Origin of the sequence: Streptomyces sp. NPDC020780 (genome assembly GCF_044334475.1) — a bacterium.
In the GTDB taxonomy this organism is placed as follows: domain Bacteria; phylum Actinomycetota; class Actinomycetes; order Streptomycetales; family Streptomycetaceae; genus Streptomyces.
In genome coordinates this window covers 210548-227024 of record NZ_JBIRTB010000004.1, presented here as the reverse complement: position 1 = coordinate 227024, position 16477 = coordinate 210548, and the positions used below count along the sequence as shown (strand labels likewise).

The window sequence follows — 16477 nt, the reverse complement described above, 5'->3', positions numbered from 1 at the left end:
CGGAAAGCGCTGCGACCGCCCGGTTCGGGGCACCGTCTAGGAATGCCTGCCGTATCCGCGCCCGCACCCGTCGTCAAACTCGTCCAGCGCACCACCGAGCCGGCCGCCGCGCAGATCTTGCGGTCGACTGCGGCCGCCGTCATCGCCTTCGCGGTCGCCAAGTTCGTCCTGCCCGCTCCCCACCCAGCTCCCCTGACCGCTCCGCTCACGGCGCTGCTGGTGGTCCAGGTGACCCTCTACGCCACGCTCACCACGGGCATCCGACGGGTCAACGCGGTGGTGGTGGGGGTCCTGATCGCCAGCGGTTTCAGCTCGCTGGTGGGCCTCAGCTGGTGGAGTCTCGGGCTGACGATCTTGGCCTCGCTGCTCATCGGCCGGGTGGTCCGGGTCGACGAGTTCGTGCCGGAGGTCGCGATCAGCGCCATGCTGGTCCTCGGCGTCTCGCAGGTCGCCAACACGGCGTGGGAGCGGGTGCTGGAGACCCTGATCGGCGCCGGTGTGGGACTGCTGTTCAACCTCCTGTTCGCGCCTCCCGTATGGGTGCAGTCCGCAGGTGTCTCGATCGGTGGCCTGGGGGAGCGCATGGGCACCATGTTCCGGGAGCTGGGCGACGAGATCGGCGGAAACCATCCCGTACCGCAGGCCGCCGCCCGCCTGCACGAGGCGCGGCGGCTGGACCACGACATCGTCGAGGTAGACGCCTCGCTGCGCCAGGCCGAGGAAAGCCTGATGCTCAATCCCAGGGTCCGGCAGGGCCTCCTCTACCGGGTCGTGCTGCGGACCGGACTCGACACGCTGGAGATCTGTGCCGTCGTTCTGCGTGTGCTGACGCGTACGGTCACGGACCTGGCGAAGGCCCGCACCGACGAACCGCTCTTCCCCCAGGACGTGGCCGTACTGCTCAGGGAGCTGTTCGGTCACATGTCCGACGCCATCGAGGGCTTCGCCGTGATGATCACCACGCCGATCGCCGCGAGCGGCGAGGAGGCGGAGGAACGGCTCGCCGACGCTCTCGCACGCAGCAGGGCCACCCGCGATCTCGTTGCCGACCTGCTGCTGGAGGATGTCCAGGAGCACCCGCGGCAGTGGCAGCTGCACGGAGCCCTGCTCGCCGAGGTCGACCGCATCCTCGACGAGCTGGACATCGACAAGCGCACGGAACGCCTCGCCGAGGAACTCGACCGCAGGTCGACGCAGGTCCACGAGCGCCATCCCCGGCTGCAGGCGGCGATCCGCCGACTGCGGGGGGCCACGGGCACCACCGGAACGGCCGCCGAGGGCTGAAACGCACGGCGAGGGTCGAACGCGCCTCAGAACGGTACAGACGGCAGACCAGGACCGAGCGTAAAAAGGAACAGGCACGGGAACGGGACAGAGCCCCTGGCGGTGCAGGCCGCCGGGCGGTACAGACCCAGGGCGATACGGAGCCGGCGGAACGCGTCCCAGGCCCGTACCGCGCGCCATGGCGGCCTCAGCAGGCCGGGCCGTCCCCGGCCTCCCCGCCCTCCTCGCGCCTGACCCGGCGCCGGTGGCTGGTGTCGCACCAGGGGTACATCCGGCTGCGGCGGCACGTGCAGACAGCGACCACGAACCGGTCGGAGACGGCCACACTGCCGTCGGGGCACGTCACCTCCACGGGCCCCTCCACGAGCATGGGGCCCTGGTCCTCGACAGAGATCTTCCGGCGGCGTTCAGGGGCGTTCGGCACGGATGACCACCAGCTCCTCCAGCATGTCGCCCGCCTTCAGCAGGCCTCTGTCCCTCAGCCAGTGCAGCCGCGAGCGGAGCACGGGCCCCAGGGGTACGAACGCCCGCTCGGTGACGCGGGCGCTCAGTCCGGCCTCCGACAGATGGCGCAGGGTCACGTCGCTGTCGCACAGACCGGAGTGAACGATCAGCAGGCGGCCGCCGGGACGCAGCGCCACCGGCGCCGTCTCACACAGGCGATCGAGAATGGCGCGCCCGTCACGGCCGGCGTCCCAGGCACGCGCGGCACCGTGCCCGGGAAGCCGGCCGAGCGGGGAGGGCACGTACGGCGGGTTGCAGACCACCAGGTCGTAGGAGCGGCCGGGCAGCGACGACAACAGGTCGCTCCGCTGCACGGTGATGCGCCGCCGGCGCAGCAGCGCGTTGAGGCGCGCGGTGACCACGGCCCGCCGCGAGATGTCCACCGCGGTCACCCGGGCACCCAACTGCGCCGCGTGCAGGGCGAGCGCCCCGCTGCCCGTTCCGAGGTCCAGGACATCGGTGCCCGCTCCGACCCCCTCCTTGTCGAGGGCCGCCATGAGCAGGCGGGTGTCGTGCTGCGGCGCGTACACCCCGGGAAGGGTCACGATCCGGGCGCTCCGGGCGTCCTCGGCCATTTCTGCGTACATCTGCGACTCCCTTGCGAACGGGTGCGTACACGCGTCTGTCTCCTAGACTGTGCCGGGCAGTCCCCGGCCACCACCTCTGACATCCCTCGACGGGACCGCCGAGCGGAGATCCCCGCTCAGACCCGCCACTGCGTGAGCAGGCGGTCTTCGAGCCGGTCCTCCAGACAGGAGGTCGCGGTGATACCGAAGGCGATGTCGGCGGCCAGTCCCGGCTCCTCGTCCAGCAGGCCGCCGATCACCTCCCGGCGGACCACCTGCTCGTGGACGGCGTCCGCCTCGACGTGCTCCGTGTAGAAGAACTCCGCGGCACGGCCCGCGCCCGCACGTGCCATGGCACGGGCCAGACGCCGTGAAGCCGGGGACGAGGTGATCTCGACGGCGGCGAAATGCCCCACGAGCGCCCCGCGCAGCCGCCGGTGCAGCCCGAACAGCGACATCAGGTTCACGAGGGCCAGCATCTCCGCGTACCCCTCGTCCAGATAGCGCCCGTACGCGGTGTCGAGCTCCAGGTCCGCCATGAGATCGGCGAACAGCTGAGCGTGGACCCGTTCCGCACGCCCCGCACCGAACTCGTCGTACTCGATCGCCGCCATCCCGGCCTTGGCCCGTCCCCACAACCGGGGCAGCACCCAGGCGTGCGGGTCGGCCTCCTTCAAGTGGTACAGGGACCGCTGCACCGCATACTCACGCAGGTGCCACAGCTCGCCGTTGTCCTGGAGGAACCAGGAGAGCCCGGTCCCGTGGACAGGCTCCACCAGCAGCCCGGCCAGGACCTCGTCCAGGCCGGCCGTCCCCGTGGCATCCCGCCGCAGGGCGGTCAGGAAGCGTTCCTCCAGTGCGCCGCGCAGCGCCAGCAGCGCGGGGTCCCACTCGAGTTCCGGCCGGACACCGGCGAACCCCCGGTAGTGCAGCTCGTAGCAGACGTACAGGGCCAGCTGCAGGTCGTCACCGTACGGATCGGCGTCCCGCGCCGCGCCGGGGCCGGGCAGCGCGCCCTCGTCGCGGAGATGGGCGACCACCCCGGCGGAGAGCACCCCGCGGGACCGTGGAAGAGAAGGTTCCGTGCGTTGATCGGACATGGACCGCTCCTGCCCCGTGATCCGGCGGAGTCACACCTGCCATTTCGCCCGACTTTACGCCGCGGCGCCGACGGAAGCCGCTCGAGTACGCCGCCGGGGCCACGCCGCGCGTGCCGGGCGGCCCCGCCTGGCGGACAATCGACACAGGCGGGTACGGCTGTCCCGCCGGACGCCCAGGTACTCCGGCGCCGAGGAGCCCCCATCATGTGCGCTGACCGGAGCAACCGGGACGGCGATCCCGCAGCGGCCGGCTACGAGGTGGACGAGGAGGTCCAGCACGCCCTGGACCGGCTGACTGTGCTGATCAACGCGGCGGAGGCGCTCGGCAGCACGCTGGACGAGGAGGAGGGGCTCCGCCGCCTGTGCCGCACGCTCGTCCCCGGGCTCGCCGACTGGTGCGCCGTCGACCTACTGGACACGGACGGACGGCTGCGCCGCGTCGTCGTCGAGCAACGCGAAACCGACCGGCTCCCCTCCGGGCTCCACGAGGGACTGCTGCCCCCGACGGCGGGGTCGGCCGCGGCGACGGCACGGGCCCTGCACCTGACCGGTCCGGTGCTTCTCACCGAGTTCCCACCGCCCCGCACGGCCTCGGATCCGCTGCGCGCCCGGGAACTCGAGTTCTTCGACCGGATGACCGCGGACACGGCGGTCATGGCCCCGCTGCGGGCACGGCGCCAGGTCCTCGGCGTCATCACCCTCGTACGGACCACCCGGGCGGCAGCGCTGGACGACGACGTCCTCGCCCTGGTCGAGGATCTCGCCCACCGGGTCGCCCTGGCCGTCGACAACTCGCGCCTCCACTACGACGCCCAGCACACCGCCGAGCGGCTGCAGCGCTCGCTCCTGCCCGACCTCCCCGACCAGGGTCCCCTCCAGATCGCGGCCCGCTACCGGTCGGCCGTGGCGACGGCCCAGGTCGGCGGCGACTGGTACGACGCGTTCGTGCTGGCGGAAGGGGCCACCGCGCTCATCATCGGCGACGTGGCGGGCCACGACCTGCGCTCCGCGGTCACCATGAGCCAGATGCGCAACATGCTGCGGGGCATCGCCTGCGACCGGAAGGAGCCCCCCGGAAAGATCCTCGCGCGACTGGACGCCGCCATCGGCATCCTCTACCCGCACCAGACACTCACCTGCATCTACGCCCTGGCCGAGAAACCCACCGCCCCCGACCCGTGGCAGCTGCACTACGCCGTGGCGGGGCACCCCCCACCGCTGCTGGTGACGCCGGAAGGCGAGACCCGCTTCCTGGAAGGCGGCCGGAGCATGATGCTGGGCGTGAACCCCGGCGAACACCGGCCGGACGCGTGGGACGTGCTCCCGCCGAGCTCGACCGTGCTCCTGTACACCGACGGCCTCATCGAACGCCGTGACGAGGTCCTGGACCGTGGGATGGCCCGTCTGCGGCGTCAGGCGGCGGGCCTGGCCCGTGAACCCCTGGAGACGTTCTGCGACGAACTGCTCGGCGGACTCGCCACGGCAGGCACGGACGATGTCGCGCTCATCGCTGTCCGCGTCGCACCGCCGCACGCCGGTCCTCCCACCGCGAAGGCCGAGTGAGCGCGACTCCCCGCGGCCGAAGACACCTCGCCGCGGGGTGGGAACGTCCGCGTGAATCCAGCATGCGGGCGCTGCTCCGCCCCACGACGCACCGCATCGTGGACACCGCGCGCCGATCCCCCCGGAACCGCGACAGCCTTACCCCCGCGATTTCCGCTCCGTCCGGTCCAGAAGGCGTCGAGCTGTCCAGGTGTTGATGACCCGCTCAGGCGCGACCTCGCACTCCTCGGCTCGGGAGCAGCCGTACGCCTGCCAGTCCAACTGGCCCGGAGCATGCGCGTCGGTGTCGATCGAGAAGAGGACCCCCGCCGCGACAGCCTTCCGGAGCAGCCCGCGCGGAGGATCGAGCCGCTCCGGCCGGCAGTTGATCTCGACAGCAGTCCCCGCCTCCGCGCACGCGGCGAACACCTGGTCCGCGTCGAACGACGACGGCGGCCGCGTACGTCCGGAGAGGAGCCGCCCGGTGCAGTGACCCAGTACGTCCGCCCGTGGATCGCGCACGGCCGCGATCATCCGGGCCGTCATGGCCTTCGCGTCCATGCGCAGCTTCGAGTGGACCGAGATCACGACGACATCGAGCCGGTCGAGCAGTTCGGGCTCCTGGTCGAGCGAGCCGTCGTCCAGGATGTCGCACTCGATGCCCGTGAGAAGACGGAAGGGAGCCCACTCCTCGTTGAGCCGCGCCACGACGTCCAGTTGCCGCCGGAGCCGCTCGGGTGACAGACCGTTGGCCACGGTCAGCCTGGGCGAGTGGTCGGTCAGTACCGCCCACTCGTGGCCCAGCTCCGCGGCCGTGCGGCCCATCTCCTCGATGCCGCTGCCCCCGTCCGACCAGTCCGAATGCAGGTGGCAGTCACCGCGCAGCGCCGCCCGAAGAGCCTCGCCACCCGGGACCGGCGGCGCCGATCCCTCCTCCTCCAGCCGTTCGAGGTACCGGGGCGTGCCCCCGGCCACCGACTCCCGGATCACCTGGGCCGTCTTCGGCCCGATCCCCCGCACGGTCTCCAGCGATCCGTGCGTCATCCGCTCCGTCAACTCGTCGCCGCCCATGGCCGCGACCGCGTCGGCAGCCGTACGGAACGCCCTGACCCGGTAGGTGGCGGCCTGGGAGCGTTCCAGGAGGAAGGCGATCCGGCGCAGCGCGGTGACCGGTTCCACGGTCAGGGCCCTTCGGTGTGCTGGGGGTGCCCGTGCGTGCGGCGGGCCTGCTTCATCTCCGCCTCGTACAGGTGGCGGCGCCCGGCCGCGAGCTCCTGCCGCACCCGCTCCTCGACCTCGACGAACGGCCGGTAATAGGTGGCGTCGTACGCCTCGACCACCTGAAAGGTCCAACAGCCCGGAATGACGTTCCTGCCGAGGATCTCCCGCTCCACCAGGTCGGCATGGTCCGCGTGGCCGGCCGCCCGGAGCAGCTCCACCGCCCTGTCCAGCGTCAGGTCCGCGCCCCCGGTCAGCTGATGGAACGCGTACAGATGGCCCCTGGCCCGCTCCACCGTCTCCAGTGCCTCTGACAGTGCCCCGAGTCCCTCGACCGTGGTGTCTGCGACCCCGGAGGGGCGCTCGTGCCCCTCGTCGCCTGCACCCACCTCACGATTTCCGCTCATGACTACGACTGTGCACGCGTCCCGCACCCGGCGTCCTGCCGGAACGGCGAAGGGGTGAGGACGGCGTGGGGGTGAGAACGGCTTCCTGAGCAGGCTTCGAGCGCTCGGGATGCGGCGGGGGGGTTTGTGTCCAAACCTGGTCCCATGGCAGAGAAACGTCGCGCGCACGCCGATCGGCCGACCAAGACGGCTGCGCCCCGAACCTCGTCCGCACGAGGTCCCGAGCACGCCGCCCGTGTCGCCTCCGAGAGCCTCGAACGGCTGATCTGCCATCCGGCGGAAGGCGTGTCGGCTGTGCGGCGCCACGACGACGGATGGTGCGTCGTCGTGGACGTGCTCGAAGTACCCCGCATCCCGGACACCACGAGTCTGCTGGCCTCCTACGAGGTGCGGCTCGACGACCGGGGCGAACTCATGGAGTACAGCAGGGTCCGCCGATACCGGCGGGGTGCCGCCGACGAGTGACCCGTTGCTCCCACCATCCGGAAGGACGCTCCATGACCATGACCACGACCACGTACGCCGACGAGATCGCGCCGTGCCCGCCTCGTGCGGGCACCCTCTACGACGTTCTGGAACTCATCCTCGACCGCGGCATGGTCATCGATGTGTTCATCAGGGTGTCCCTGGTCGGCATCGAGATCCTCAAGATAGACGCACGGATCGTCGTCGCGAGCGTGGACACCTACCTGCGCTTCGCCGAGGCCTGCAACCGGCTCGATCTGGAGCGGGATTCGGGTAGCACCACCGTCCCCGAACTGTTCAGCGGACGCGCGGCCAAGTCGATGGGCAAGCGCAAGGTCCGCAAGGCCGCGGACACACTCGGGGACACGGTGCGCAAAGCGGTCGGCGGCGACGAGCACGACGGGTCGGAGGAGCGGCGCGAGCGGCCGAGGAAGCGCCGGGCGCCCGCACGCGACGGAGCTGACCGGCGCCGCCGCGTGGAGGCGTGAGCCGTGGCAGCGAACGGAATTTACGTCTACGCCATCATTCCGACGGGCGAATCGCTTCCGCCGGACGCTGCCGGCCTGGGTAGTCCCCCGGCGACGCTGCGCCTGGTGGGACAGGGGCGGGTGACCGCCGTCGTCAGTGACGCGCCACCCCAGCTCCGTGCCAGACGGCGAGATCTGATGGCCCATCAGGAGCTTCTGCTGCACCTCACGGACCGCGGCCCGGTGCTGCCCATGCGGTTCGGCATGGTCGCCCCGGACGAGGACACGGTGCGCGCACAGTTGGCCGGGGCGGAGGCCGATCACCTCGCTACCCTCCGGCACGTTGCCCGGCGCGTGGAGATCAACCTCAAGGCGCTCCCGGCCCAGAATGCGCTGGCGGCCGTCGTTGCCGAGGAGAAGACCGTACGCCGGCTCCGCGAGGAGGTGCGCCGGCGCCCCGGCTACGAGGCGAGCGTCCGGCTCGGGGAGGCCGTGTCCGGCGCGCTGACACGCAGGGCGGCCGAGGCGGGAAAGAAGATCCTTCGCACCCTCACCCCCCTGGCCCGTGCGGTGGCACCCGGTCCTGAGGTCCACGGATGCGCGCTGAACGTCTCGTTCCTCGTCGACCGCGGCGACAGTGACGATTTCCGGGAGGCGGCCGAGCGATTCGCCGCCGCCCACCGGACCCATGTGGAACTCCGGGTTGCCGGGCCACTGCCCTGTTACAGCTTCGTCTCGCGCCGATCTGCCGCGGGACTCTGACATGGGGCTGCTCAGCGGAGTGCTCCTGCTGCCCCTCGCACCGGTCCGCGGCGTGATCTGGGTGGCGGAGAAGGTGAACGACGCGGCCGACCGCGAGCTGCACGACCCCCACGTCATCCGGGCACAGCTGGCCGCACTGAACCAGGAACTCGAGGACGGCACCATCAGTCCGGAGGAGTTCGAACGGGAAGAGGAAGAGCTGCTCGACCGGCTGCACGCCGTTCGAGTCCGCCCCGCGCCCAACCATCGAAGGTGACGCACTCATGGAAGACCAGACAAAGGTGACGCTCGCAGCCGCCGTGGTGGGCGGCTACGTACTCGGCCGGACGAAGAAGGGCCGCGTGGCCCTCTCCGTCGCGACCTACCTGGCGGGCAGGCGCTTCGGCCTGGAGCCACGCCAGCTCGCCGCCGAGGGGATGCGCAGGCTCGGTGAGATGCCGCAGTTCGCCGGACTCCAGGACCAGTTGAAGGGCGAGGTGCTGGAGACCGGCCGGAAGGCCCTCAGCGCAGCGGCGGACCGGGGCATGAGCTCCCTGGCCGACGCCCTGAGCAACCGTACGGCACGACTCGGCGAACGCGACGAGGAGACGGGCGAGGAAGAGGAGTTCGAGGGCGAGTACGACGAGGAAGAGCCGGACGAGGAGTACGAAGAGGAAGAGGGACCGGAGGAGGAGGAAGAGGAGCCGGAGGAGGAAGAGGAGCCGGAGGAGGAAGAGGAGGAGGAAGAGGAGCCGGAGGAGGAAGAGGAGGAGGAAGAGGAGCCGGAGGAGGAAGAGGAGCCGGAGGAGGAACCCACGCCGGCGCCGGCGAAGAAGGCCGCCCGGAAGAGGTCCGCCGACAAGGAGGCTCCTCCCGCGAAGAAGGCCCCCGCGAAGAAGGCCCCCGCGAAGAAGGCACCGGCGAAGAAAGCCCCGGCCAGGGAGGCCCCCGCCAAGAAGGCGGCCCCGGCGGGAGGATCCGCTGCGAAGAAGTCGGCTCCGGCCAAGAAGTCGGCTCCCGGCAAGAAGACGGCGCCGGGCAAGAAGGCCGCAGCCAAGAAGGCGCCGGCCAAGAAGTCGGCTCCGGCCAGGAAGTCGGCAGCCAAGAAGACGACGACATCGAAGCGGTCCGCGCCCCGGCGCGGCGCACGGCAGAGGTAGGCAGCCATGGCCAAGACGGACAGGGACGGACCCGAGTCGCAGGAGTCGGGCATGGACCGCCTTCGCGGGGAGCTTTCCAACTACCTCGGCGCCCAGGCGGGGAGGCTCGCGGAGAAGGCCGGGGAGAAGCTGTCGGGTGTCACCGGGCAGCTCTCCGACATCGCCGAGAACGGCGGCTCACTGCCGGCGATCGGCTCTCGCATCCTCAAGGGCGAGTCGCCCGTGAAGGCGCTGGTGGCGGGAAAGGCCAAAGGCGTCAAGGACAACGTCGTCGACAAGGTCAAGGGCACGTTCGGCGGTGGGGGCAAGGGGAAGGGGGGCAAGGGCAAATCCAGTGGTGGCAAGTCCATGAACATCATCGAGGTACTCGATGTGGGAGTGCCGCTGCGCACCGCGTACGACTACTGGACGCAGTACGACAAGTTCAGCAGCTTCACCAAGGGCGTGCAGAGCGTGTCGATGGGTGACGAGATGTCGAGCGACTGGAAGGTCAAGATCGGCCCGTCATCGAGGAGCTTCAAGGCGACGGTCCAGGAGCAGATTCCGGACGACCGCATCAGGTGGACCTCCGAGGGTGCGAAGGGCTCCACCCGTGGAACGGTCAGCTTCCATGAACTGGCGCCCAGTCTGACCCGGATCGTGCTGGTGGTGGAGTACTACCCGTCAGGCTTCTTCGAGAAGACCGGCAATCTCTGGCGGGTCCAGGGCCGTCGCATTCGGCTGGACTTCAAGCTCTTCCAGCGGTTCGTCACGCTCACCGACGAGGAGCCCGAGGCCTGGCGCGGTGAGATCCGCGACGGGGAAGTCGTCGTGTCGCATGAGGACGCCATGCAGAAGGAGGAAGAGGAGAAGGAAGGCGAGGAGGGCGAGGGCGAGGAGAAGGAAGAGGAAGAGGGCGAGGAGGAGGAAGAGGAACCGGAGGAGGAGGAACCGGAGGAAGAGGGCGAGGAGGAGGAAGAGGGCGAGGAAGAAGACGAAGAGGGAGAGGACGAAGAGGGGGAGGACGAGGAAGACGGAGAGGAGGAATACGACGAGGACGAGGAGCCGGAGGACGACGAGGAGTGGGAGGGCGAAGAGGAGGAAGAGGACGAGGACGAGGAGGACGTCTCTCCGAGGCGCGGACGGAGGCGTCGCGGTGACTGACCTCGACCTCGAGCGGGAGGCCTATCCCGTTCCCGGGCCGCCGAACAGCAACCTCGCCGACATCCTCGAACGAGTCCTCGACAAAGGCATCGTCATCGCGGGTGACATCAAGATCGACCTCCTCGACATCGAACTGCTCACCATCCGGCTCCGCCTGTTCGTGGCCTCCGTGGACACGGCGAAGAAGGCGGGCATCGACTGGTGGGAGACGGACCCCGCGCTCAGTTCACGCGCCGCCCGCGACGCGCTCCAGAGCGAGAACCGCGAACTGCGCGAGCGTCTAGAGGCGCTCGAGTCCACGAACGACTGCTCGCGGACCGGACAATGAACAAGGAGAACCGAGTCACATGACGGAGTGGGGAGCCGACCCCTCGGATGCCGCCGCGCTGTACGTGTTCGCGGTCTGCGACGCACCGGATCCGGCGCTGTTCGCCGATGTGCCGGGCTTCGCGGGGGGCGGCCCGCTGTGGGGACTGCGGTGCGGAGAGCTTACGGCGATCGCTCAGACCGTGCCCGCCGCCGACTTCACGGACGAGGCGTGGCAGACCCGTATGTCCGACCGCGGCGAACTCGAACGGTACGCACGCGCCCATCACCGCGTCGTGTCGGCTGCCGCGGCCGTGTGCCGCACCGTTCCCCTGCCGTTGGCCACCCTCTACCACGGTGAGGACCGGGCCCGCCAGGCACTGATCGCCGAGACCGAGCGGTTCCGGGCCGCACTGCAGCGTACGGCGGACCACTCGGAGTGGGGCGTGAAGGTCTACGCGCCCCCACCTCCCGCCGAGGAGCCGAGCCCCGCGCCCCGCGCGGCCGGGAGCCCGGCCGGCCGGTCCCGCCCGGCGCCCGGAGCCGGTCTTGCCTACCTGGACCGGAAGCGCGGAGTGCAGGTTCGGCGCGAACGACGCCACGAGGAGTCGCTCCGCGTCGCCGACACGGTGGACGCGGCGTTCCAGAACGTGGCCGCGGCGGTCCGCCGGCTGCGGCTCCACGGCCCCGAACTCACCGGGAGAAGCCGGCTGCAGATCCTCAACGCCACCTACCTGGTGGCGGAACACAGAGCTGCCGAACTCGGTCTGCTCGCCGGGGAACTACGGAAGACAACAGGTGCCGAGATCGAACTTTCGGGGCCCTGGGTCCCGTACTCCTTCATCGGGGAGGTGTAGCCCGTGTCGCACGAAGTCGTCCCCTGGGACAACCCGGAGCCCCTGACGGGCCCCATCGGCGTGCCCCTCGTCGACCTGCTGGACCGGCTGCTCGCGACCGGGGTGGTGATCAGCGGAGACCTCGTGATCGCGATCGCCGACGTGCCGCTCGTCCGGCTGTCGCTGCACGCCCTGCTCTCCTCGGTCAACGAACGCATCCCCGCACCGTGGGCGGACGGAGGGCCGCTGTGACGACCTCACGACTCGACGTGGACTCCGACCGATTGGGGCATGATCTCGTCGCGCTGGTGCTGACGGTGGTGGAACTCCTGCGTCAGCTCATGGAGCGCCAGGCCATTCGCCGTATCGACCAGGGCGACCTGTCCGACGGGCAGATCGACGAGATCGGGACGACCCTCATGCTGCTCGACGAACGCATGGCGGAGCTGTGCGAGCAGCACGGGGTGCGTCCTGAGGAGCTGAATCTCGATCTTGGTCCGCTGGGCACCCTGCTGCCTCGCGACTGACAACTGACAGCCGCACGCCACTGTGGGCCCACCGGAGTATCGGCGGGCGCACAGTGGCGTGCGTCGGTTTCCGCACCCGGAGCGGCAGTGCTCAGCGGGAGGTCCGGCTCCGGCCGGCGGCCGTCTTCCTGGCGCTCGTCTTCTTGGCCGTGCTCTTCTTGGCCGCGGACTTCTTCGATGCCCTGCGCGGAGCCTCCGCCATCTCGGCGCCGGCCTTCGCCGCCCGGGCCGCCTGCACCTCGCGCTCCGAGCCGGCGGTGCTGAGCCGGCCCGAACTCGTCTCGAGGTGGGCCCGGACGAACCACTGGAACTTCTCCAGGTCACGAAGTTGGGAGATCAGGAGGTCCTGGGTGACGGGGTCGGTGTCCTCGGTCTCGTGGACCGCGAGCCGGTGCGACTCGATCAGGCCGGTGTAGACCAGGTCGAGGGCGCCGAGGTGGGCGATGGCATCGGCCCGGCCGATGCTGTAGTCGTCCCAGGAGCGTTCGTCGACCAGTACGCCCGGAGTTCCCTGAGGCTCGCCGCCCAGGGCCGAGATGCGTTCCGCCACGGCGTCGGCCATCTCCCGCACCGCCGACGTCTGTGGGTCGAGCATCTCATGAACGGCGATGAAATGGGGTCCGACCACGTTCCAGTGGATGTGTTTGAGCGTGAGCGCGAGGTCGTTCAGAGCGTGCAGACGCATGCCGAGCAGGGCGATGACCTTGCCGCCCTGCTCGATACTCAGACCGGGGACGGTGTAACGGGGGGTGACGGCAGAGGGGGACATGATGCTCCAGCGCTATCGGGGGGTTTTTCCGCGGCTCCGAACGGCCCGCCTTCTCCCCTTTATGCCGACCGGGGACCGTACGCGCCAATGCTGATGGACCGTTCCGGTAGAACATATTTCGCCACGTCTGGGAAATCGCGCACACACGGCATATCCTCATAAGTGCATACAGCTTTTTCGCGCGAGGTGCGTGACCGGAGGCAGCCATGATCATCGTCGGAGCCATCCTCCTCATCATCGGCCTGGTGACCGGTGTCGGCGTTCTGTGGACCATCGGTGTCATCCTGCTGGCGATCGGGGTCGTTCTGTGGGTGCTGGGCGCCGTGGGTCACGCTGTCGGAGGCCGCCGCCACTACTGGTGACACCAGGAGTCAGCGAGCCCGGGAGCCCAGGGCCGAGCGTTCCGTACGGGCGCTCGGCCCCGAGCCGCCCGGGTCGTGTGCCCGGCCCCTGTCATGAGGATTCCACCAGCGCGTATGCCCGATCGGAAGCCGCTGCGGCGAGGTTCCCGGCGCGCTCACCCCCGTCGCCCGCACGGGTCCCATCGGCCCGTCTGTCGCGTCCGAAGGTCCCCTCCGCGGTCTCGGCACTGATCGACTAGCGGGGTGGTCCCGACCGTCCTAACGTCGATGGGTGAACGTCGACGTCCTCTACGGATCCGAAGCGCACCCCTCGTCACGACGGGACTGCCGGTGAAGCCATCGCGCACTGACGACACTTCCCCGCGGGGCCGCGGTAACGGCATGGCCCTTTTCGTGATCGCGTCCTGCCAGTTGATGGTGGTTCTCGACATCACCATCGTGAACATCGCACTTCCGCACATTCAGACGTCGCTGGGATTCTCCACCGAGAATCTCTCCTGGGTGATCAACGCCTACACGCTGACCTTCGGCGGACTGCTTCTGCTGGGTGGGCGGCTCGGCGATATTCTCGGGCGCCGGAGAGTCTTCGTCTTCGGTGTCCTGCTTTTCGTCCTCGCCTCACTGCTCGGCGGTATCTCGCAGGAGTCCTGGCAACTGCTCGCCGCCCGTGCTCTCCAGGGCGTCGGCGGTGCCATCGCCTCTCCCACCGCCCTCTCCCTCATCACGACGACCTTCCGTGAGGGGCCCGACCGGAACCGGGCCTTCGGCGTGTTCGCCGCCGTGTCCGCCGGAGGCAGTGCGATCGGACTGCTCGCGGGCGGCATCCTGGTGGAGTGGCTCGACTGGCGATGGGTCTTCTTCGTCAACGTCCCCATCGGCCTGCTGATCGCCCTTGCGACGCCCCGGTACATCAAGGAGTCCGAGCGGCATCCCGGCCACTTCGACCTCCTGGGTGCGCTCACCTCCACCCTCGGCATGGTGCTGCTCGTCTACGGCTTCATCCGCGCCTCCGAGGACGGCTGGAGCGACAGCCTGACGATCGGGGCATTCGCGGCGGCGGTGGTGTTCCTCGCCCTGTTCCTCGCGGTCGAGCGCGGATCGAAGCAGCCCATCACGCCCCTGCGCATGTTCCGCGACCGCAACCGTGCCGGCACCTACGGCATGATGCTCAGCCTGGCAGCCGCGATGTTCGGCATGTTCTTCTTCCTGACCCTCTTCGTGCAGAACGTGCTGGACTTCAGCCCGCTGCGCGCCGGACTGGCATTCCTGCCGTTGAGCGCGATCATCGCCGTCAGCGCGGGATTCGCCTCCCAACTGCTCCCCAGGTGGGGCCCCAAGCCCTTCATGGTGACGGGTGCGCTCCTCGCTGCGGCGGGGCTCGCCTGGCTCACCGCGACCGATGTCCACAGCAGCTATCTGGGGAGCATCCTCGGCCCCACACTGGTCTTCGGCTCCGGTATGGGCATGCAGTTCGTCTCGCTGACGCTGATGGCGGTCTCGGGAGTGGTCCCCCGCGAGGCGGGTGCCGCGTCCGGTGTCCTCAACGCCACCCAACAGGTGGGCGGGTCGCTCGGGCTCTCCATCCTGGTCACGGTCTTCGGTACGGCCAGCCGCAACGAGGCCGTGGACCAGGTGCCCCGTTTCCTGGCGGAGGCCACCCCGGCCCAGCGGCTCGAGTTCCGCCGGACCGGCGCGCTGCCGGGACGCTGGGGCGACGAGGTGCTGGCCTCCGGTGTGTCGAGCGCGTTCGTCGCCGCTACGGCCATGGCGGTGGTAGCCGCACTGATCGCCCTCTTCGTCATTCAGGTCCGCGCCAGTGACCTGGAACGGCTGCGCGGTGCCACCACGGGGCCGCCGGTGGCCGGGGAAGGCGCGGACGAGAGCCGGGTGGACGGGGGGCGGGGTGCGGGTGCTCCCGCCCCGAAACGTGACGCGGGTGACGACAAGGCCCCGGGCGGTTGACCGCACGGGAGGGCCGGGGGCCGAACGGCCTCCCGTGGGCAGCGCGCCGCTCACCATGTCACTCACCGGCAGCGGGGCGACCGTGCGCCCGCCCTCGTGCACAGCTGCCGAGCAGGTGGCCGCGACCGAGGCGGCACCGCCCGTCCTCCCGCCGGTCGGGCCTCGACGCGGGCCACATCTGAGGGTCCGGCGCGGCGCGCCCCCTGAGAGTTGGTTGCCGGAGTGCCGCCCCCGATAGGCGGTTGCCGGAGTGCCGGGCGCCGTGTGCGGCGCGCTCCCTCACAGCAGGTTGACGAGGCGTATGTAGCGCACCCAGTCCCAGTTGGCCCCGGGATCGGTGTGGTCGCTGCCCGGGACCTGGTGGTGGCCGATGATGTGCGCGCGGTCCTTGGGTATGCCGTGACGGTCACAGATGTCCGCCGTCAGCCTGGCCGACTGTTCGTACATCGCGTGGGTGAAGTACGCCGGCTGGTCCACCCAGCCCTCGTGTTCGATGCCGATGCTGCGGGTGTTGTAGTCCCAGTTTCCCGCGTGCCAGGCGATGTCCTTCTCGCGCACGCACTGCGCCACGAATCCGTCGCCCGACCGCACCACGTAGTGGGCCGAGACCTGTTTGGCCGGATTCTGGAAGATGCCGATCGTCTCGGAGAACGTCTGCTGGGCGACATGGACGACGACGAAGTCGACCCGGTAGGCGGCGGGACGGTTCGACACCGTGTAGTTGGACGTGGACGCCGGAGCCCATTGGGCCGACGGGTAGTCGGTCCCCGCGGCAGGAGCGGCCGCGGCGCGGACCGAGGCGGGTAGAAGGGCCGCGGCGGCGGCTACCGCGCCGCCCTGAAGGATCCGTCTGCGCTGCATCGGCACTCCTGTGGGTGAGGGACGTCCGTCGTGGGCGACGCGCTGTCCGGCATGCGGGCGGACAGCACGCCGCCCCACCGTAAGGGGTGCCGTGCGAGGGGCGAAAGACTGCCTGACGAGGTATCAGAGAGCTTTCTGCACCCGACACTTCGGGTAGGTGGCGGCGACCCACAGCCGACCGAGCGGCCGCTCACCCTGGAGGGCTTTCCCGTCCGGCGTGCCGGAGCCGTGGTCGCCGGCACCGGCACGCGGGACGG

Annotated in this window: 21 protein-coding genes; 14 read left to right on the top strand and 7 right to left on the bottom strand. The window is 70.1% G+C overall.

Translation table 11 applies throughout. From position 1 onward, the window contains the following. Positions 1-42 precede the first annotated feature (42 nt). A complete protein-coding gene (locus tag ACH4VO_RS09835) occupies positions 43-1284 on the top strand; it encodes an aromatic acid exporter family protein (RefSeq protein ID WP_360988485.1) in 1242 nt (413 codons plus the stop codon). A 187-nt stretch (positions 1285-1471) separates the two neighbouring features. Here ACH4VO_RS09835 and ACH4VO_RS09830 read toward each other — a convergent pair whose 3' ends face one another. The 3 genes from ACH4VO_RS09830 to ACH4VO_RS09820 form a co-directional block, all read right to left on the bottom strand. After that, on the bottom strand, positions 1472-1708 hold the full coding sequence (locus ACH4VO_RS09830) for a CDGSH iron-sulfur domain-containing protein (protein ID WP_360988487.1): 237 nt from the start codon (positions 1706-1708) through the stop codon (positions 1472-1474). Continuing rightward, positions 1692-2375 carry a HemK2/MTQ2 family protein methyltransferase gene (locus ACH4VO_RS09825; RefSeq protein ID WP_360988489.1) on the bottom strand — a complete coding sequence of 228 codons (684 nt, stop codon included), beginning with the start codon at positions 2373-2375 and terminating at the stop codon, positions 1692-1694. Before ACH4VO_RS09825 ends, ACH4VO_RS09830 begins: the two co-directional genes overlap by 17 nt. A 116-nt stretch (positions 2376-2491) precedes the next feature. Beyond that, positions 2492-3454 (bottom strand): iron-containing redox enzyme family protein, encoded by a 963-nt coding sequence (locus ACH4VO_RS09820; RefSeq protein ID WP_360988491.1) that lies wholly within the window; start codon positions 3452-3454, stop codon positions 2492-2494. 204 nt (positions 3455-3658) lie between these two features. Here ACH4VO_RS09820 and ACH4VO_RS09815 point away from each other — a divergent pair, with 204 nt between their 5' ends. Further along, positions 3659-5017 (top strand): GAF domain-containing SpoIIE family protein phosphatase, encoded by a 1359-nt coding sequence (locus tag ACH4VO_RS09815; RefSeq protein WP_360988493.1) that lies wholly within the window; start codon positions 3659-3661, stop codon positions 5015-5017. Between the two features lie 138 nt (positions 5018-5155). Here the strand turns inward: ACH4VO_RS09815 and ACH4VO_RS09810 are convergent, their stop codons facing one another. After that, positions 5156-6175: a PHP domain-containing protein gene (locus tag ACH4VO_RS09810; protein WP_360988495.1), complete on the bottom strand. Its 1020-nt coding sequence runs from the start codon at positions 6173-6175 to the stop codon at positions 5156-5158. A 2-nt stretch (positions 6176-6177) separates the two neighbouring features. Beyond that, entirely contained in the window at positions 6178-6621 is a 444-nt protein-coding gene (locus tag ACH4VO_RS09805) for a hypothetical protein (protein ID WP_360988497.1), read from the bottom strand. Positions 6622-6765: 144 nt separating this feature from the next. Between ACH4VO_RS09805 and ACH4VO_RS09800 the strand changes: the two genes are divergently transcribed. Genes ACH4VO_RS09800 through ACH4VO_RS09755 form a run of 10 tightly spaced genes read left to right on the top strand, consistent with a single transcriptional unit; the run spans position 6766 to position 12266 of the window. After that, the gene (locus ACH4VO_RS09800; RefSeq protein ID WP_360988499.1) at positions 6766-7086 is read left to right on the top strand and encodes a gas vesicle protein; all 321 of its coding nucleotides are present in this window, start codon (positions 6766-6768) and stop codon (positions 7084-7086) included. A 38-nt stretch (positions 7087-7124) separates the two neighbouring features. Next, positions 7125-7574: a gas vesicle protein GvpJ gene (gene gvpJ / locus ACH4VO_RS09795; protein WP_360988814.1), complete on the top strand. Its 450-nt coding sequence runs from the start codon at positions 7125-7127 to the stop codon at positions 7572-7574. Positions 7575-7577: 3 nt separating this feature from the next. Beyond that, the gene (locus ACH4VO_RS09790) at positions 7578-8315 is read left to right on the top strand and encodes a GvpL/GvpF family gas vesicle protein (RefSeq protein WP_360988501.1); all 738 of its coding nucleotides are present in this window, start codon (positions 7578-7580) and stop codon (positions 8313-8315) included. A 1-nt stretch (position 8316) separates the two neighbouring features. Further along, the gene (locus ACH4VO_RS09785; RefSeq protein WP_360988503.1) at positions 8317-8571 is read left to right on the top strand and encodes a gas vesicle protein GvpG; all 255 of its coding nucleotides are present in this window, start codon (positions 8317-8319) and stop codon (positions 8569-8571) included. Between the two features lie 7 nt (positions 8572-8578). Further along, on the top strand, positions 8579-9454 hold the full coding sequence (locus ACH4VO_RS09780) for a histone protein (RefSeq protein ID WP_360988505.1): 876 nt from the start codon (positions 8579-8581) through the stop codon (positions 9452-9454). 6 nt (positions 9455-9460) lie between these two features. Beyond that, a complete protein-coding gene (locus ACH4VO_RS09775) occupies positions 9461-10597 on the top strand; it encodes an SRPBCC family protein (RefSeq protein WP_360988507.1) in 1137 nt (378 codons plus the stop codon). Beyond that, positions 10590-10925 (top strand): gas vesicle protein, encoded by a 336-nt coding sequence (locus ACH4VO_RS09770; protein WP_360988509.1) that lies wholly within the window; start codon positions 10590-10592, stop codon positions 10923-10925. The genes ACH4VO_RS09775 and ACH4VO_RS09770 overlap by 8 nt, the downstream gene beginning before the upstream one ends. A 19-nt stretch (positions 10926-10944) precedes the next feature. Next, complete coding sequence (locus tag ACH4VO_RS09765) at positions 10945-11760, top strand: GvpL/GvpF family gas vesicle protein (protein WP_360988511.1); 816 nt, start codon at positions 10945-10947, stop codon at positions 11758-11760. A 3-nt stretch (positions 11761-11763) separates the two neighbouring features. Continuing rightward, the gene (locus ACH4VO_RS09760) at positions 11764-11991 is read left to right on the top strand and encodes a gas vesicle protein (RefSeq protein ID WP_360988513.1); all 228 of its coding nucleotides are present in this window, start codon (positions 11764-11766) and stop codon (positions 11989-11991) included. Next, positions 11988-12266, top strand: a complete 279-nt coding sequence (locus ACH4VO_RS09755; protein WP_360988515.1) for a gas vesicle protein K — start codon at positions 11988-11990, stop codon at positions 12264-12266. Before ACH4VO_RS09760 ends, ACH4VO_RS09755 begins: the two co-directional genes overlap by 4 nt. 91 nt (positions 12267-12357) lie before the next feature. Here ACH4VO_RS09755 and ACH4VO_RS09750 read toward each other — a convergent pair whose 3' ends face one another. Next, complete coding sequence (locus ACH4VO_RS09750; protein WP_360988517.1) at positions 12358-13035, bottom strand: DNA starvation/stationary phase protection protein; 678 nt, start codon at positions 13033-13035, stop codon at positions 12358-12360. Positions 13036-13241: 206 nt separating this feature from the next. On the opposite strand from ACH4VO_RS09750, the gene ACH4VO_RS09745 reads away from it, so the two are divergent. Both ACH4VO_RS09745 and ACH4VO_RS09740 read left to right on the top strand, forming a co-directional pair. After that, positions 13242-13397 carry a DUF6131 family protein gene (locus ACH4VO_RS09745; RefSeq protein ID WP_360988519.1) on the top strand — a complete coding sequence of 52 codons (156 nt, stop codon included), beginning with the start codon at positions 13242-13244 and terminating at the stop codon, positions 13395-13397. A 381-nt stretch (positions 13398-13778) separates the two neighbouring features. Next, complete coding sequence (locus ACH4VO_RS09740; protein WP_398440911.1) at positions 13779-15359, top strand: MFS transporter; 1581 nt, start codon at positions 13779-13781, stop codon at positions 15357-15359. Between the two features lie 279 nt (positions 15360-15638). Here the strand turns inward: ACH4VO_RS09740 and ACH4VO_RS09735 are convergent, their stop codons facing one another. Further along, positions 15639-16220 carry an N-acetylmuramoyl-L-alanine amidase gene (locus ACH4VO_RS09735; RefSeq protein ID WP_360988521.1) on the bottom strand — a complete coding sequence of 194 codons (582 nt, stop codon included), beginning with the start codon at positions 16218-16220 and terminating at the stop codon, positions 15639-15641. Between the last annotated feature and the right edge of the window lie 257 nt (positions 16221-16477).

Excerpts from the sequence above, each read along its gene's own strand:
- ACH4VO_RS09835 (WP_360988485.1), top strand. The coding sequence starts at position 43 with ATGCCTGCCGTATCCGCGCCCGCACCCGTCGTCAAACTCGTCCAGCGC.
- ACH4VO_RS09825 (WP_360988489.1), bottom strand. The coding sequence starts at position 2,375 with ATGTACGCAGAAATGGCCGAGGACGCCCGGAGCGCCCGGATCGTGACC.
- ACH4VO_RS09820 (WP_360988491.1), bottom strand. The coding sequence starts at position 3,454 with ATGTCCGATCAACGCACGGAACCTTCTCTTCCACGGTCCCGCGGGGTG.
- ACH4VO_RS09815 (WP_360988493.1), top strand. The coding sequence starts at position 3,659 with ATGTGCGCTGACCGGAGCAACCGGGACGGCGATCCCGCAGCGGCCGGC.
- ACH4VO_RS09805 (WP_360988497.1), bottom strand. The coding sequence starts at position 6,621 with ATGAGCGGAAATCGTGAGGTGGGTGCAGGCGACGAGGGGCACGAGCGC.
- ACH4VO_RS09800 (WP_360988499.1), top strand. The coding sequence starts at position 6,766 with ATGGCAGAGAAACGTCGCGCGCACGCCGATCGGCCGACCAAGACGGCT.
- gvpJ (WP_360988814.1), top strand. The coding sequence starts at position 7,125 with ATGACCACGACCACGTACGCCGACGAGATCGCGCCGTGCCCGCCTCGT.
- ACH4VO_RS09785 (WP_360988503.1), top strand. The coding sequence starts at position 8,317 with ATGGGGCTGCTCAGCGGAGTGCTCCTGCTGCCCCTCGCACCGGTCCGC.
- ACH4VO_RS09780 (WP_360988505.1), top strand. The coding sequence starts at position 8,579 with ATGGAAGACCAGACAAAGGTGACGCTCGCAGCCGCCGTGGTGGGCGGC.
- ACH4VO_RS09775 (WP_360988507.1), top strand. The coding sequence starts at position 9,461 with ATGGCCAAGACGGACAGGGACGGACCCGAGTCGCAGGAGTCGGGCATG.
- ACH4VO_RS09765 (WP_360988511.1), top strand. The coding sequence starts at position 10,945 with ATGACGGAGTGGGGAGCCGACCCCTCGGATGCCGCCGCGCTGTACGTG.
- ACH4VO_RS09750 (WP_360988517.1), bottom strand. The coding sequence starts at position 13,035 with ATGTCCCCCTCTGCCGTCACCCCCCGTTACACCGTCCCCGGTCTGAGT.
- ACH4VO_RS09745 (WP_360988519.1), top strand. The coding sequence starts at position 13,242 with ATGATCATCGTCGGAGCCATCCTCCTCATCATCGGCCTGGTGACCGGT.
- ACH4VO_RS09740 (WP_398440911.1), top strand. The coding sequence starts at position 13,779 with ATGGCCCTTTTCGTGATCGCGTCCTGCCAGTTGATGGTGGTTCTCGAC.
- ACH4VO_RS09735 (WP_360988521.1), bottom strand. The coding sequence starts at position 16,220 with ATGCAGCGCAGACGGATCCTTCAGGGCGGCGCGGTAGCCGCCGCCGCG.